Here is a 15,218-nt window from a genome sequence, read left to right as displayed (position 1 = left end):
TGCACTCCTGAATATCGATTCACAGTCGAATGGAACTCATCTGGTCCCAGTGAACCCTTCCCGACGCCGCCTGTCAACCGGGGCGCCGGCAAGGCCTGGGCCGCCTTGCCGTCGCCGGCGTCAGCCCTTGACGGCGCCGGCGAGCGCGCCGGAGACGAAGTACCGCTGGAACAGGAGGTAGACGATGAGAACGGGGACAGCGGACATGAACACGAAGGCGTTCAACGGTCCGAAGTCGGTCGAGAACTGCGTCGAGAACGACTGGACGGCGAGCGGAACCGTCCAGTTCGCCTGAGACTGGAGCAGCGTTGTCGCGATCGCGTACTCATTCCATGTTGCCACGAAGTCGAGGATGAACAGCGCGGCGAGCGCCGGCTTCGCCAGCGGGAGGATCAGTCTGAAGAAGATCCGAAGGGTGGACGCGCCGTCGACTCGCGCCGACTCCTCGATCTCATCCGGAATTGACCGCATGAAGCCGTAGAGGACGAACACCTGGTACGGGATGCCGAACGCGAGGTACGGGAGCAGCAGGCCCCATCGATTGTTGAGGAGGTCGAGGCTGAGCATGGTGTTGAACAATGGGCCCAGGCCGATCTGGATCGGCACCATCGAGCCGACCGCGATGAACGCGAGCAGGGCGCGCGATCCACGGAACCGGATGCGCGCGATGGCGAAGGCCACCGCGGCCGCGAGCAGGAGCCCGAGCGGAACCTTGATGACCGAGATGAGCAGGCTGTTCCCACCCGTCGTCCACAGGTTGCCAGTCTCGACAGCGTCTGCGTAATTCGACCACAACCACTCCTGAGGAAGCTCCCAGGCGGCAGAGTTCGCGATCTCGGCCTTCGACTTCAGCGACGTCACGAACATGATGTAGAACGGCACGGCCCAGAGCGCAGCCGTCACGACGAGCGACAGCCAGAGGCCGATCTTGATGTAGTCGGGCGTTCCCGCGGGCGTGGTGAAGGTCCGCTCGCGACGGGCCTTCATCCGCACCGGGGCCGAGGAGGTGGTCATGGCGGTCACTTCTCCTCTCCTCTCATGGTCCAGGCCATATAGGGGATGACCAGGGCGAGGGACACGATCAGCAGCACGGTGGCGACTGCACCTCCCTGGCCGAAGCTGTGGTTGGTGAACGACTGCGTGTAGGACCACAGGGCGAGCACCTGGGTGGATTGCGCCGGGCCGCCGCCCGTCATGCCGACGATGAGGTCGAACACCTTGAGCGAGTTGATGATCGTGAGGATCACCACGACGATGAACGTGGGGCGCAGTGCGGGGATGGTGACGTTGCGGAACACCTGCCAGGCGTTCGCGCCGTCGATCTTGGCGGCCTCGACCAGCTCCTGGGGCACGTTCTGCAGCCCGGCCAGAAGCAGCACCATGGAGAACCCGACCGCCTGCCAGACGGAGGCGACGAAGACCGAGTAGAACGCGAACTTGGGGTCACCGAGCCAGGTCTGGGTCCACGATTCGAGCCCGACCGCCTCCAACAGCTGGTTCACCAGGCCCAGCGTCGGGTTGTACAGCCAGCGCCACATCGCGGCGACGGTGATCGAAGCGAAGACGGCAGGAAGGTAGAAGATGGACCGCATGAGGTTGCGGCCGATCATCCTGCGGTTCAGGCCGAGCGCCAGCAGCAGCGCGATCATCATCGGGACGAGGAGCGAGAGCCCCACCCACAGCACCGAGTTGGTGAACGAGCGCCAGAAGACCGGGTCGGCGGTGAACATCCGCACGTAGTTGTCGACGCCGACGAACTCAGGCTCCTCGGTGCGGAATCCGGACCACTTGAAGAACGAGAGGCGGACCGCGTCGACCATGGGATACACCAGGAAGTAGCCGTAGAGGGCCAGCGCGGGGATGAGGTAGGGCAGCGCGCGCAGGAGCCGAGAGCCACGGCGACGGGTCGTTCTCTGTCGCGCGATGGTGCGCCGCGCAGCGGGCGGCGTGCTGGTGGTGGGGGTCACGATGTCTCCTTGCGGACCCGTGGGGGGCGGTCAGCCCCCCACGGGTCGGCGTCAGGGCGCTACTGGTTGGCGGCGCGGAACTTCTGGAACTCGGCGCCGGCGTCGGCCGGGTCGATGTCGCCCACGAGGACGGCGTTGTGGATGCGCCAGTACTCGGTGGTGACCTGGGTGGAGAAGTTCTGGTCGTTGTTCATGTACACACCGGTGGCGTCGTTGAAGAGCGAGATCCAGGACGGCGCCAGCGGCGAGGCGTCGGTGCGGTCGACGTCGGCGTTCACGGACAGAGCCGCCCACGCGTTGCCGGCGGTATCCTGCCCCTCGGTCGACGTGATGTAGTCGAGGAAGGCAGCAGCCGCATCCGGGTTGTCCGAGGTCTCGGTGATGTAGAAGCCCTCGCCGAAGCCGTACAGGCGCCCGGTCTCCGTCGGGAACATGAAGATGCCGACGTTCTCGGGGTCCATCCCACCGTCGTAGGCGTTGGACTCGAACCAGGTCCCCTCGAAGGCCATCGCGGCGTCACCCGAGTAGAAGAGCAGCGAGGAGTCGTCGTTGCTCATGGCCATGAAACCGTCGTTGATGTACTCGTCGCCCCAGGTCTTCAGCTCGGTGAATGCCTCGGTGACGCACGCTTCCGCACCCCAGTCGCCGTCGCCCTTCGTGAGCTCGTCGGCCTTGTCCGCGCCGCACTTGGTCTCGACGAGCGCATCGAGCAACCGCATCACGTGCCAGTTGACGGTGCCACCGAACTCGATCGGGGTGATGCCGGCGGCCTTCAACTGCTCCGCCGCCTCGACCAGACCGTCGTACGTGGTCGGGAGCTCGGTGATCCCCGCCTGCGCGAACAGCGCCTTGTTGTAGAAGATCGCCTCGCCCTGCTGCGTCCACGGCACGCCGTGGAAGCCGCCGTACTGGGTGATGCCGCCGAGCGCCGCACCGGTGAAGCGGTCCTCCCAGCCGTACTGCTCGTAGTAGGCGGTGAGGTCCTTGCTCATGCCGACATCCACCAGCTCGCCGCCGAGGCCCGAACCTTCCCAGTACCAGTAGATGTCCGGGCCGGCCGAGGTGCCCGCCGCCTGGCGAAGCGCATCCTTGTGCGGGTCGACCTGTCGGGTCTCCGTGACGATGGTGACATCCGGGTACGTCGTGTTGAAGCCGTCCACCAGCGCCTCCCAGGCGGTCGCCTGCGATTCCTCCTGGGTCGGGACCCACACGCTGACCTCGCCGCTGAGACCACCCTCGCCGCCGTCGGACGGGGTCTCGTCCGACCCCCCGCTCGAGCACGCCGCGAGAGTCATCGCCGCCGCAGCCGCGACTCCCGTGAACGCCCACGTCCTCTTTGACCTAAGCATCGCTGCCTCCTTGTTTCCTGATGTTGGGGTTGTCGCCCGTGACCGGGCCGTTCGTGCCACCTGCCGGGTGCCGGTGGCCACGCGGTTTCAGCCCTGGCCCTCCTGCCACCGGCTGAACTCGCGAAGCTTGAGATAGAAGTCCTCGAACATGAGGCGGACGTCGACGCGCGTGTACACGCGCATCGGTCTGGCCCCGGCGACGGGGCGGTAGGCTCCCTCCGCCGTCAGCTCCGGAGTCGGGCGCAGCGAGTAGCGGCTCGAGGAAGGATCGGCTTCGAAGAGCGACTGCAGCGCGGTGAGAAGCACCAGTGGAGAGTCGCCGAGCGCATAGGTCTCGGCAGGACCTCGGCGCTCGGAGATCGCGCGGTCGTGCACGAGCTGAACCTCGTCGTAGAGGTAGGCGCCGAGCGCTCCCGTCGCGCGGACCCGGGCCCGGAGTTCGACATCGGACACCAGGCACTGGCGGTAGACGTCGCGCGGGACCTGCCAGATCGTCGGTCCCAGAGGACCCATGACGACGCGCCCCGCCTCGACGTCGATCAGCAGGTTGTACTCGATGGGCATGGCGGCGGGCGGAGGGAACGCGAGGTCGGCATGCTCCGGCCCGCCTATCCAGATCAGGGTGAGCCTGGTAGCGATGCGCGGCTCGAGCAGCAGAGCGGTCGCGAGGTCCGTGAGTCCGCCACCGGCCGCGTAGTAGAGCGGCGTGTCCGCGTCCTCGCGCATCGCCTCGGCGATGATCGCCCGGGCCGCGACCGAGTCGGCGGGCCTGCCCGGTCCGGGCAGCGCCGCGCTCGCCCCGCGCACGATGATGCCCGTGGACTCGAGCCCCATGCGCGAGAACACTCCTCGCACGACGGCCTCGGCGTTCGCCGCGGTGTCGGGGGCGTCATCGAAGGGATCGTTCGGCGCGAGGTGCGAGGCGACGACGAGCCGAATCTCGACGGACGGCGAGAGCAGGTGGTGCACCAGTTGATAGAGGTCATCGGGATCGCCGGAGAAGTCGTTGTCGATGATCACCCGGGCGCGCGGAGTCGACGTCCGACCGAGCCACGGCGGGGCGTCGAGCGTCCACCGCGCGTCCGACGGGGCGGGGGGCAGTGAGTCCATGCGGGGTACGGTCGCCATCGGCCGAGCCTCCTGAATCTTCATTCATCGTCGAATGTGGTTGACCCTGGAGTTCGCGGCGGCTGCGATGCGACGGGAGCGATCCCCGGGGAGGATCATTAGGTTATCGATAACCCAATGAGTTACCGATAACCTAAACGGGGACGGCTGGAGTCGTCAAGCGGATCTCACCCAGGCGAGGTCGCGATTGTGTAACGGCACTGCGAGCCGGTGGCGACCCTAGGATGACGACACGGCGCCCAGAGCGTCGGGAGAACGGGACGGTGATCATGGCTCGCACGCGGGCAGGCTCGAGGCCGAGCATGGCCGATGTCGCGCGACGCGCCGGCGTCTCGACTCAGACGGTGTCCCGATGCTTCACGGGCACCGGCTACGTGAGCGAGCCGACTCGCGCGAAGGTCGAGGCCGCGATCGCGGAGCTGGGGTACGTGCCGAACCAGGCCGCTCGAGGCATGCGCGCCCTGCGCACGAACACGGTCGGCGTGCTGTCGATGGGCGCGCTGAACTACGGTAGCGCGGGCGTGCTCACGGGCATCGCGCTAGCGGCGCGCCGCGAGGACGTCACCGTGCTGGTCTCCCAGCTCGACATCGATTTCGAGACCCAGGTCGGGTGGGAGCGTGAGGCGCGGCGCGCACTCGACCACTTCCTGGCATTCCCCGTCGATGGCGTCGTGCTCTCGACACCTGTCCCGGGCGTCGAGGCGATCCTCGACGGATGGGACGACGCCACCCCGATCATCACAGTCTCGGAGATGCCGCAGAGCGCCGAGGGATCGGCGGGCACCCATTCGTACACGGCCGGGCTCGAGGCGACCCGGCATCTGGTGGCACTCGGGCATCGGGAGATCATCCACGTCGCAGGGCCCGCATCGCGCAACGAGGCTCGTGAGCGCGAGCGCGGGTACGTCGACGCGATCACGGAGGCCGGCCTGACCCCGCGCGTCATCCGGGGCGCGATCGACTGGTCCCCCGCCTCAGGCGGGCTCGCGGGCTCGCGCGACGATCTTGGCGAGTTCACCGCGGTCTTCGCGGCAAACGACGAGATCGCGCTGGGATTCATGAGCGCGATGGAGTCGCGAGGTCGGCGCGCGCCCGGGGACTACTCGATGGTGGGGGTGGACGACATGCCCACCGCCGCCTACTTCTCCCCTCCGCTCACGACGATGCGCCTCGACTTCCGCGAGCTGGGACGCGCGACGTTCGCCATGCTCCGGGAGCAGATCCTGAGCGGCGCACGTCAGGCCCATGTCACGATCGAGCCGGAGCTGGTGGCACGCTCGTCGACCTCGCCCCCGCGCCGCTAGCGTCTCCGCGCCCGCCAGCGCTCGAGCTCCGCCTCGACGTCCCGGGTCGGGGTCACCAGCGGAGGGCCGGCCGCGGGCGCCGCGCGCGCTGCCAGGACCCGGGAGTTGAACTCCTGAACGGCCGCGCGCACGTCCGCCGGATCGGGCATGGCGTCCAGCCGGGCGTCGAGGCCCTGGTCCTCGCGGCGCAGGCGCAGGGACTCGGGACCCAGATCCGTCAGCTGCTCGCGCTCGACCAGCGCCTTGACCCACCAGTCGGGGTCGCCGCTGGTGAGCCCCGGGATCGGCTTGCCCGCTCCGGGCAGGTTCTCGAAGTCGCCGCGCTCCTGCGCCTCGCGGATCCGGCGCTCGACCCACAGGTGCTGGGTGGCCCCGCGATCGCGGCGGCGCCGCTCGGCGAGCCGCTCCTCGCGCTCGCGGGTCTCCTGCTCCGCCGCCATCCGGGCGACGTCCACCTCGGCGGCCGGCTCGTCGCCCCGCGTCGCGCGGTAGCGCGCCGCGTCGAGCGCCGGGTCCCGCGCATCGTCCATCCCGCCATCGTGGCACGGCTCCCGGAAACGACGAAGGCCGGATCCTGAGGATCCGGCCCTGACGTTCAGCGCGCCCGGAGGGATTCGAACCCCCAACCTTCTGATCCGTAGTCAGATGCTCTATCCGTTGAGCTACGGGCGCGTGGCCCTTGCGGGCCGAGTCACTACTATACAGGCAATCGGCGTGCGCTCCGCACACCCACCGCGCGGGATGCCGCGCACGGATCCACGTGCGACACTCGGGCGACGGGGACGATGCGGGGTCCGCGTGCGGCGTGTCGCTCACGCAACTGTGCGGAGCACCGTGGGGGGCGCGGGACCCTGGCGCGAGAGCGATTCCTTGGCTACAGTGCCCAATAGCAAGTGATCGTTCGGTTTTCCAGAGGGAGCCGGGCGTGCGACGGGGCCGCGAGGTCCTGCGTCGAGCCGAAGGGGGCCGCATGACCACGACGCCGCGGACACGCGGGCCTCGGGGTCCGTACGCCAAGACACGCGCGACCAAGCTCCGCATCCTCGACGCCGCGCTCGCCGTCTTCGCCGAGTCCGGCTTCCGCTCCGGGTCGCTGCGCGAGGTGGCCGACAAGGTCGGTCTCTCGGACGCGGGCCTGCTCCACCACTACCCCAACAAGGCGGCGCTGCTCGAGGCGGTGCTGCGACACCGCGACGACGTCGCCCTGGTCGACTTCCATGTCGACCTCGCCGACCCGCGCGCGGTCGTGCAGGCGTTCGTCGACATCACCGAGCGCAACATGCACCAGCCGGGTGTGGTCGAGCTCTACTGCACGCTCTCCGCCGAGGCGACCACGCCCGACCACCCCGCGCACGGGTACTTCATCGAACGGTACGACTGGCTCCGGGGCCTCCTGACGCAGGCGTTCACCGGGCTCGCCGAGCGCGGTGAGCTGCGCGACGGCGTCGATCCCGCGAGCGCGGCCGTGCAGCTGGTGTCCCTGCTCGACGGACTCCAGGTGCAGTGGCTGCTCGACCGCACGGCTCTCGACATGACGGCGGAGGTCAAGCGGCACGTGGACACCCTGGTGCACGCGCCGTTCGTCGACCCTCGCGCGGCGTGATCCCGAGGATGCCGGTGCGGGCGGGAGGCGCCCCACCCGCACCGGCGCGACGCTACGTGTCGGACCCCTCGTAGCGCCAGCCTCGGAAGGACACGTCGCCTCTCACTGCGACGAGCCCCAGGACACGGCCCGTGAACGAGCCGGCGGTCTCGGCTGACAGGGACCGCCCGTCCACCTCCGCGAGAACGTGCTCCTGACCGCCCGCACGGGCGATGAGGCGCACCACATCCGACGTGATCATGTCGACGAAGCCCGTGATCTCCGGGGCCCCGGCGGTGCCGGGCCGCACCGCGGCGATCTCGAGCTCGACCGGGCCGGGCGGCACGTCCACGGACGCGGTGCGCTCGAAGCCGGGGATGACGGCGCGCGCCTCCACACGGGTGCCACCGGACGATGCGTCCACCAGGACCTCGTAGAACGTCGCCTCGTCGTAGCGCACGGCCAGGCCGCCCCGCGCATCGTCCGCCTCGACGGTGACGGCGGCGGAGGCGGTCTGGTGACGCTGCCGGCGCCCGACGAAGACAGGCGACTGGGCGTCCATGCCCACGCCCTCGCCGCGCAGCGTGATCGCGCCGGGGCGCGCCTGGAGGTCCGCGACGGAGCCCACAGTGCGCCGGATCGCCATCCAGCCGGCGTCGAGCGGACCGTCGAAGGCGATCTCCTCGACCTCGGGGCCGGGGCGCAGGCTGAGCTCGATCGGCTCGGCGGTGGGCCAGCCGTCCACCCAGGCGATGCGGCTGCAGAACGTCTCGCGGCCGAGCGCCGAGAACGACCGCACCGCGCCACGCGGGCGCACGCCCAGGCAGAACATGAGCCACTCGCCGGTCGCGGTCTCCACCAGGTCGCCGTGACCGGTGTTCTGGACGGGCCGCTCGGTGGACCGCGCGGTCAGGAACGGGTTGGCGGGCCCCGGGACGAAGCCGCCGCGCGGGTCGTGGGAGCGCGCGACGGACTCGCCGTGGCCGCGCTCGGTGCCGCCCTCGGCGATGAACAGATACCACCAGCCGTCGCGCTCGACCAGGTGCGGCGCCTCGGGGAACATGAACCCCGAGCCGGACCACAGCGAGCGCTTCTCCGACAGCAGCGCGCCCGTGGCGAGGTCGACGTCCACCTGGCGGATGCCGGTGTGCGTGCCGAAGTCCTCGCCCTTGGTGACCAGGCCGGAGTAGGTGACGATCGCGGTGCCGTCGGCGTCCCACGCGAGGTCGGGGTCGATGCCCTCGATGCCGTCGATCAGCACGCCGTCGTCCCACGGGCCGGCGGGATCCGTCGCGGAGAACACCACGCAGCCGCGACCCATGGCGATGGTGACGATGCAGTAGAAGACCCCGTCGCGGTGACGGAGCGTGGGCGCCCAGACGCCGCCGCCCGTCGCTGCGTCCCCGAGCCCGCCCTGCTCCATCCGGGTGATCACGTGGCCGACGATCTCCCAGTCGACCAGGTCGGTGCTGCGGTAGATCGGCAGCCCCGGCATGTACTCGAAGGTGGAGGTGACCAGGTAGTACGCCTCCCCCACCCGGCACGCCGACGGATCGGGGTTGAACCCCTGGAGCACCGGATTGGGGATCACGGTCACCCTCACGCCTCCAGGGTCACGGTCGCGGCGAGCGGCAGGTCGGCGGCGGTGGCACCCGCGCGGAGGGTGAACTCGCCCGCCTCGTACGCCCAGGCGCCGTCCCAGTGCGCGAGCGCGCGCGCGTCGATCGGCATCTCGACCGTCCCGGTCTCGCCCGGCTCGAGCCTCACCACCGCGTGACCGACCAGCCACCGCGCCGGACGCTCGATCGCGGTCTCGGCACGCTCGGCGAACAGCAGCACCACGTGCTTGCCGGCGCGGTCACCCGTGTTGGTGACGGTCAGGGAGGCGGATGCCGGCGCGGCGAGCGTCACGGGACCGTCGACCGCCAGGTCGTCGATGGCGAAGGTCGTGTAGCCCTGGCCGTGCCCGAGCCAGTACGCCGGCTCGACACCGGCGCGCAGCCACGCCTTGTAGCCCACGTGGATGCCCTCCTCGTAGACGACCCTGCCGTCACGCGGCGTGACGTCGATGACGGGCACGTCCGCCTCGACGGCCGGCCAGGTGGTGGGCAGGCGTCCGCCAGGCTCGACCGCGCCGGTGAGCACATCCGTGAGGGCGTGGCCGAACTCCTGACCTCCGAACCAGCCCAGCAGCACGGCCGCGACCTTGTCGCGCCACGGCATCACCACCGGCGAGCCCGCGTTGACGATCACCACGGTGCGCGGGTTGGCGGCGGCGACGGCCTCGACGAGCGCGTCCTGGTGCCCGGGCAGGGCGAGCGAGTCGCGGTCGAAGCCCTCGGACTCGACCTGGGAGTTGGTGCCGACCACCACGACGGCCACCTCGGCCGCGGCGGCGGCCGCGACGGCCTCCGCGATCAGCGCCTCGGGCGCGCCCTGGCGCGGGCGGCTGCCGAGCGTGAACGCGAGCGCGCCCGCCAGCGCATCGTCCCTCACGCCCAGGTCGACGTCGAAGCGGACCTCGACGGGGACCCCGGCCCGCAGCGAGACGGGCACGGCCGCGACGCGCGGCGAGAGGAGCGCGGCGCCCAGGTCCTCGCCGTCAGGCACGAGCTGCTCGTCGACGCGGAGGTCGCCGTCGATCCAGAGCCGGGCGTGCCCGGTCACGGCGCAGCCCAGCTCGATCTCGGCGTCGGCGCCGGGGGTCAGGGTGAACGCCGCCTCGACCACGCGGCTCGCCGCGATCGGGGCGTCGCCGCCGAACCAGACGAAGTCGGTGGCGAGCCGGTCCTCGTGGGCGAGCTCGGCGCCGTCCGCGTCCCGGAAGGTGATGCGCACGCCGGCGCCGCCGGTCGCGGGATTGGTGAGGGAGTCGGCCGGCAGGCCGGCGAGGCCCACCTGGTTGAGGGCGCCGACCGCGTACGTGACAGCCGCGTCCGGGAAGGCCTCGGCGATCCCCGCCAGCGGCGACACGACATGCTCGGGCACCACGGTCGCGGAGCCTCCGCCCTGGGTGCGGGCCTGGTCCGCGTTGGAGCCGAGCACCGCGATCGAGGCGGGCGCGGCGCCGTCCCACGGCAGCTCGCCGCGGTTCTCGAGCAGCACCATGCCCTCGGCGGCGGCGGCGCGGATGAACGCGACGCCGTCCTCGGCCTCGAACTGCTGCGGGCCGGCCTCGCCGAGCGCCCCCACCCGCTGCGCGAGCAGCAGCATGCGACGCACCTTGGAGTCCACCATCGCCTCCTCGACCTCGCCGGCGCGCACCGCGGCGACCAGCGCGTCGCCCCAGGCGCCGTGCGGGCCGGGCATCGCGAGGTGCTGCTCCGCGTTGGCGGACGCCACGGAGCGCACCGCGGTCCAGTCGGAGACCACCACGCCGTCGAAGCCCCACTCGGTGCACAGCGGCGTCGCGAGCAGGTCGTTCTCGGTGGCGGTCGCGCCGTTGATCGAGTTGTAGGCGCTCATCACCATCCACGCGTGGGACTCGACGATCGACCGCTCGAACGCGAGGAGGTACACCTCGCGCAGGGCGCGCTCGGAGACCTCGACGTCGACGTTGAAGCGGTCGGACTCGAAGTCGTTCGCGATGTAGTGCTTGGGCGTCGCGCCCACGCCGGCGTCCTGCAGGCCGTTGACGTAGAAGGCCGCCAGGTCCGCCGTGAGGCGGGGGTCCTCGCTGAAGCACTCGAAGTGGCGCCCGCCCAGGGGCGAGCGGTGGATGTTGATGGTGGGGCCGAGCACCACGTCGACGCCCTTGCGACGCGCCTCCGCGGCGGCGACGCGCCCGTAGCGGTACGCCATCTCGGGGTCGAACGAGGCGGACAGGGCGGTCGCGCTCGGGAGGTTGAGCGACGGCGACAGCTCCGACCAGACCGGCCCGCGCACGCCCGACGGCCCGTCGGACAGCGTCATCGACCGCAGCCCGATCCGCTCGATCGGCACCGTCGACCAGAAGTCGCGACCCGTGAGCAGCGCCACCTTCTCCTCGAGGCTGAGCTGGGAGATGAGGGTGTCGAGCTCGACAGCGACGTCGACGTCGGAGGGGGTCATGCGAGGGCTCCTTGGATGAGGGATGGGCGGAGGGATGCGGGGCGGAGGAGGTGCGGGCCGGGGCGGCTGGGGGGGGGTGACGGCACCGCCCCGGCCCGCATCAGGAGGGGGCGGTCAGGCCGCTCCCGCCTGGAGGTCCGCCTCACGCTGCGCCTCGATCATGCGGGCACGATCGGCGCGGCGCTGGGCCTGGCGGACGGGGTCTGCGACGGGCGCCGCCATGAGGAGACGCTGCGTGTAGGGGTGCTCGGGGTCGGAGGTGACCTTGTCGCCGTCGCCGTACTCGACGATCTCGCCGTGGTACATGACGGCCACGCGGTGGCTGAGGTGGCGCACCACCGCGAGGTCGTGCGAGACGAACAGGTAGGCGACGCCGGTCGCCTCCTGGATGTCCTTGAACAGCTCGAGGACGCGGGCCTGGGTGGACAGGTCGAGCGCGGAGACCGGCTCGTCGCAGACGATCAGCTCCGGCTCGAGCGCGAGCGCCCGGGCGATCGCGATGCGCTGGCGCTGACCGCCGGAGAATTCGCGCGGCAGGCGCTGCGCGGCGTTGGCGGGCAGGCCCACCTGGTCCAGCAGCGTCCGCACGCGCGCGCTCGCCTCCGCCGCCGGGATGTTCTTCACCCGCAGCGGCTCGGTGAGCGTCTGCTCGATCGTCAGCGAAGGGTTGAGCGACGTGTACGGGTCCTGGAACACCACCTGGATGGAGTCCGACAGGCTGCGGCGCTCGCGCCGGTTCAGCTGGCCGATCTCCCGACCCTTGAACCTGACGGACCCCTCGGTGACCGGCGCGAGGCCGAGCACGGCGCGGCCGAGCGTGGTCTTGCCCGAGCCGGACTCTCCCACCAGGCCGACGCACTCGCCGGGCATCACGTCGACGGACACGCCCTTGAGGGCGCGGAACGGCTTGCGGCCGATCCCCTTGGCGGGGTACTCGACCACGAGGTCCGTGACCTCGAGCAGGGGCTCGGGGCCCTGCGATGCTTCCGTGCTCACTGGGCACCTCCGGTGGCGGTGTGGCGGTCGGACGAGTGGGCGAGCGCGCCACGCGCGGCGCCGTCCTCGAGGATCGCGTCGAACAGGGACTGCGTGTACGGGTGCTGCGGGCCGGCGAAGATGGACCGCGCCGGGCCCGTCTCCACGATCCGGCCGCCCTTCATCACCGAGACCCGGTCGCACAGGTCCGCGACCACGCCGAAGTTGTGGGTGACGATCAGCACGGCGACGCCGAGCTCCTGCTGGAGGCCGCGGAGCAGGTCGAGGATGTCGGCCTGGACCGTGACGTCGAGCGCGGTGGTCGGCTCGTCCGCGATGATCAGGTCCGGCTCGCACGAGATCGCGCCGGCGATCAGGACACGCTGCGCCTGGCCGCCCGACACCTCATGGGGGTAGGACCGGAACGTCTTCTCCGGATCGGGCAGCCCGACCTTGGCGAGGAGCTCGAGCGCCCGCTGCTTGGCCTCCTTGGCGGAGATCCCGAGCGTGATCCGCATGGGCTCGACCAGCTGGCTGCCGATCGGGAACGACGGATCGAGGTTCGACATCGGCTCCTGCGGCACGTACGAGATGCGCCGGCCCTGGAGCTTGCGCATGGCCTTCGCGCTCTTGTCCGCCAGCTTCTCGCCGTCGAACACGATCGAGCCCGCCGCGACCCGCCCGCCCTCGGGGAGGAGCCCGAGGATGGAGAAGGCCGTCTGGGTCTTGCCGGAGCCGGACTCGCCGATCAGCCCGTGGACCTCGCCCTTGCGCACCGCGAGCGAGACGCCGTTCACCACCTGGGTGAGGGAGCCGTCCGGCTGGTCGTAGCCGACCACCAGGCCGGACACGTCGAGCAGCACGGGCGCATCGATCGCGTCGGCCTCGGGGTGGACGATCGGCGCGTCGCCGGACGTGTCGATCGCGGCGTCCGCGGCGGCCTTGGCCTTGCCCTTGAGCTTCTTGGGCTTCGCGGACCGCTCCAGCTCGTCGCGCAGCGTGTTGGCGAAGAGCGCGAGCCCGACCGCCGTCAGCGCGATCGCCGCCGAGGGCCAGAGCAGCTGGATCGGGGCCACGTACATCTTGGAGAACGCGTCGTTGAGCATCGAGCCCCAGTTGGGGGTCGACTGGTCGAGCATCCCGATGAAGCCCAGTCCGGCCTGGATCGCGATCGCGATGATCGCGACGATCGCGGACTGGATGATGACCGGCGCCCGCACCACCGAGAGGATGTGGCGGCCGATGATCGACAGGTCCTTCACGCCGGCGACGCGCGCGGCGTCGACGTACAGCTCGTTGCGCACCCCCACGACGGCCGCGTGGGTGAGACGCGAGAACGCGGGCGTGAGCAGGACGCCGAAGACGGTCATGGCGATCCACATCGACGGGCCGAGCACCGAGCGCGCGGCCAGGAGGACCACGATGCCGGGCAGCGCCATCAGCAGGCTGGTGGTCCACGCGAAGAGCGACTCGAACCACCGGCCGTAGAAGCCGGCGATGAGGCCGGAGCTGACGCCGAGGATGGCGGCGATGACGGTCGCGAGCGCGGCGCCCAGCAGCGAGAACCTCGACGCGTAGAGCAGGCGGGACCAGATGTCGTGACCGGCCCCGTCGGTGCCGAGGATGAACTCGCCGCCCGGGGGCTGGAGCAGGTTGCGGAGGTCCGCGTAGTTCGGGTCGTGTGTGGCGAGCACCCCGGCGAAGGTCGCCGCGAGGATGATCACCGCGAGGATGATGATGCTGACGAGGCCCGTGGGGTTCTTCAGCATCCGCTTCACCAGGTGGGAGCGGTGGCTCGCCGACTCGGCGGCCTGGAGGGACACGTTGGCGGAGTCGCTCATGACAGACGCACCTTCGGGTTGAGGAAGCCCTGCGCCAGATCCATGACGAGGTTGACGATCACGACGACGATGCCGACGGCGACCACCAGCCCCATGACCAGCGGGATGTCGCCCTGGGACGTGGCGAGCACCGAGACCTGTCCGAGGCCCGGGATCGCGAAGATCTGCTCGACGATCACGGCGCCGCCGAGGAGTCCGACGAACTGCACGGCGAGGACGGCGAGCGCGGGTCCGCCGGCGTTGCGGAGCACATGCTTGTAGACCACGCGGTTCTCGGGGACGCCGCGGCTGCGCAGCGTGCGCACCCAGTCCTGGCGGAGGGCGTCGATCACGGAACCCCGCACCTGCTGGGCGACGGCGGCGACCGCGCCCACCGACAGCGCCAGGATCGGCAGCGTCACGCTCGCGAGCCAGCCGGTGAAGGAGGTGCCGATCTGCACGTAGCCGGTGGGCTTGAACCAGCCGAGGTTGAGGGCGAAGACCCGCACCAGCAGGATCGCGATGAGGAAGTTCGGGATGGCGAAGCCGAGGATGGCGGTCACCTGGATGACCCGGTCGGCCACACCGCGCTTGCGGGCGGCCCACACGCCGAGCACCACGGCGATGATCGCGGAGAGGATCACGGTGCCGATCACCAGCGAGAGCGTGACCGCGAGGCGGGAGGTGATGGCCTCGGTCACGGGCTGGGAGGTGAACCAGGAGCGGCCGAAGTCGCCGCGGATCGCGCCGGACAGCCAGTCCAGGTAGCGCGGGATGAGCGGCTGGTCGAGGCCGAGCTCGGCCGTCTTGAGGGCGACGGTCTCCTCGGTCGCGGTGGGACCGAGGATGGTCCGGGCGATGTTCCCCGCGCCCATGTAGAGCAGCAGGTAGGAGATCGTGGAGATCGCGAAGATCAGCACGACGCCGTCGAGCAGGCGTCGCAGGGCGAAGCGCACCATCGGGGGGTCCTTTGTCCGAGGGGGGTGTGCGAGGTCTGGGGAGGTGGCGCCCCCCCCCCCCCCCGCCCGGGGCCCCCCCGCCCG

General features: G+C 70.6%; 12 protein-coding genes and 1 tRNA gene. 2 read left to right on the top strand and 11 right to left on the bottom strand.

Annotated features, from left to right (window positions below; translation table 11 throughout):
- Window positions 1-120: 120 nt before the first annotated feature.
- The 4 genes from QQX13_RS12470 to QQX13_RS12455 all read right to left on the bottom strand — a co-directional run bounded on the left by QQX13_RS12470 (window position 121) and on the right by QQX13_RS12455 (window position 4,426).
- Window positions 121-1,014: a carbohydrate ABC transporter permease gene (locus tag QQX13_RS12470; protein ID WP_301153531.1), complete on the bottom strand. Its 894-nt coding sequence runs from the start codon at window positions 1,012-1,014 to the stop codon at window positions 121-123.
- Between the two features lie 5 nt (window positions 1,015-1,019).
- Window positions 1,020-1,967: a carbohydrate ABC transporter permease gene (locus QQX13_RS12465; protein WP_301153529.1), complete on the bottom strand. Its 948-nt coding sequence runs from the start codon at window positions 1,965-1,967 to the stop codon at window positions 1,020-1,022.
- 59 nt (window positions 1,968-2,026) lie between these two features.
- A complete protein-coding gene (locus QQX13_RS12460; protein ID WP_301153528.1) occupies window positions 2,027-3,316 on the bottom strand; it encodes an ABC transporter substrate-binding protein in 1,290 nt (429 codons plus the stop codon).
- 87 nt (window positions 3,317-3,403) lie between these two features.
- A complete protein-coding gene (locus QQX13_RS12455) occupies window positions 3,404-4,426 on the bottom strand; it encodes a nucleoside hydrolase (RefSeq protein WP_301153527.1) in 1,023 nt (340 codons plus the stop codon).
- 320 nt (window positions 4,427-4,746) lie between these two features.
- On the opposite strand from QQX13_RS12455, the gene QQX13_RS12450 reads away from it, so the two are divergent.
- The gene (locus QQX13_RS12450; protein WP_301153526.1) at window positions 4,747-5,748 is read left to right on the top strand and encodes a LacI family DNA-binding transcriptional regulator; all 1,002 of its coding nucleotides are present in this window, start codon (window positions 4,747-4,749) and stop codon (window positions 5,746-5,748) included.
- On the opposite strand, the gene QQX13_RS12445 is transcribed toward QQX13_RS12450, so the two are convergent.
- Both QQX13_RS12445 and QQX13_RS12440 read right to left on the bottom strand, forming a co-directional pair.
- Window positions 5,745-6,278: a DnaJ family domain-containing protein gene (locus QQX13_RS12445; protein WP_301153525.1), complete on the bottom strand. Its 534-nt coding sequence runs from the start codon at window positions 6,276-6,278 to the stop codon at window positions 5,745-5,747. The genes QQX13_RS12450 and QQX13_RS12445 overlap by 4 nt on opposite strands.
- Before the next feature lie 69 nt (window positions 6,279-6,347).
- Window positions 6,348-6,420: transfer RNA gene (locus QQX13_RS12440), tRNA-Arg, on the bottom strand.
- Window positions 6,421-6,718: 298 nt separating this feature from the next.
- On the opposite strand from QQX13_RS12440, the gene QQX13_RS12435 reads away from it, so the two are divergent.
- Window positions 6,719-7,351, top strand: coding sequence for a TetR/AcrR family transcriptional regulator (locus tag QQX13_RS12435; protein WP_301120977.1), 633 nt, complete (start codon window positions 6,719-6,721; stop codon window positions 7,349-7,351).
- Between the two features lie 52 nt (window positions 7,352-7,403).
- Here the strand turns inward: QQX13_RS12435 and QQX13_RS12430 are convergent, their stop codons facing one another.
- The 5 genes from QQX13_RS12430 to QQX13_RS12410 form a co-directional block, all read right to left on the bottom strand.
- On the bottom strand, window positions 7,404-8,933 hold the full coding sequence (locus QQX13_RS12430) for a glycoside hydrolase family 43 protein (protein WP_301153523.1): 1,530 nt from the start codon (window positions 8,931-8,933) through the stop codon (window positions 7,404-7,406).
- Entirely contained in the window at window positions 8,930-11,380 is a 2,451-nt protein-coding gene (locus tag QQX13_RS12425) for a beta-glucosidase family protein (protein WP_301153522.1), read from the bottom strand. Before QQX13_RS12425 ends, QQX13_RS12430 begins: the two co-directional genes overlap by 4 nt.
- Window positions 11,381-11,494: 114 nt before the next feature.
- A complete protein-coding gene (locus QQX13_RS12420; protein WP_301153521.1) occupies window positions 11,495-12,376 on the bottom strand; it encodes an ATP-binding cassette domain-containing protein in 882 nt (293 codons plus the stop codon).
- Complete coding sequence (locus QQX13_RS12415) at window positions 12,373-14,196, bottom strand: dipeptide/oligopeptide/nickel ABC transporter permease/ATP-binding protein (protein WP_301153520.1); 1,824 nt, start codon at window positions 14,194-14,196, stop codon at window positions 12,373-12,375. Before QQX13_RS12415 ends, QQX13_RS12420 begins: the two co-directional genes overlap by 4 nt.
- The gene (locus tag QQX13_RS12410; RefSeq protein ID WP_301153519.1) at window positions 14,193-15,134 is read right to left on the bottom strand and encodes an ABC transporter permease; all 942 of its coding nucleotides are present in this window, start codon (window positions 15,132-15,134) and stop codon (window positions 14,193-14,195) included. Before QQX13_RS12410 ends, QQX13_RS12415 begins: the two co-directional genes overlap by 4 nt.
- Window positions 15,135-15,218: the final 84 nt, after the last annotated feature.

It is taken from the genome of Demequina lignilytica (assembly GCF_030418375.1).
GTDB classification, from domain to species: domain Bacteria; phylum Actinomycetota; class Actinomycetes; order Actinomycetales; family Demequinaceae; genus Demequina; species Demequina lignilytica.
The sequence above is the reverse complement of the archived record's forward strand: the minus strand, read 5'-3'. Positions and strand labels throughout refer to the sequence as shown.

Coding starts and splice junctions, on each gene's coding strand:
- QQX13_RS12470 (WP_301153531.1), bottom strand. CDS start 1,014: ATGACCACCTCCTCGGCCCCGGTGCGGATGAAGGCCCGTCGCGAGCGG.
- QQX13_RS12460 (WP_301153528.1), bottom strand. CDS start 3,316: ATGCTTAGGTCAAAGAGGACGTGGGCGTTCACGGGAGTCGCGGCTGCG.
- QQX13_RS12455 (WP_301153527.1), bottom strand. CDS start 4,426: ATGGACTCACTGCCCCCCGCCCCGTCGGACGCGCGGTGGACGCTCGAC.
- QQX13_RS12450 (WP_301153526.1), top strand. CDS start 4,747: ATGGCCGATGTCGCGCGACGCGCCGGCGTCTCGACTCAGACGGTGTCC.
- QQX13_RS12445 (WP_301153525.1), bottom strand. CDS start 6,278: ATGGACGATGCGCGGGACCCGGCGCTCGACGCGGCGCGCTACCGCGCG.
- QQX13_RS12435 (WP_301120977.1), top strand. CDS start 6,719: ATGACCACGACGCCGCGGACACGCGGGCCTCGGGGTCCGTACGCCAAG.
- QQX13_RS12425 (WP_301153522.1), bottom strand. CDS start 11,380: ATGACCCCCTCCGACGTCGACGTCGCTGTCGAGCTCGACACCCTCATC.
- QQX13_RS12415 (WP_301153520.1), bottom strand. CDS start 14,196: ATGAGCGACTCCGCCAACGTGTCCCTCCAGGCCGCCGAGTCGGCGAGC.
- QQX13_RS12410 (WP_301153519.1), bottom strand. CDS start 15,134: ATGGTGCGCTTCGCCCTGCGACGCCTGCTCGACGGCGTCGTGCTGATC.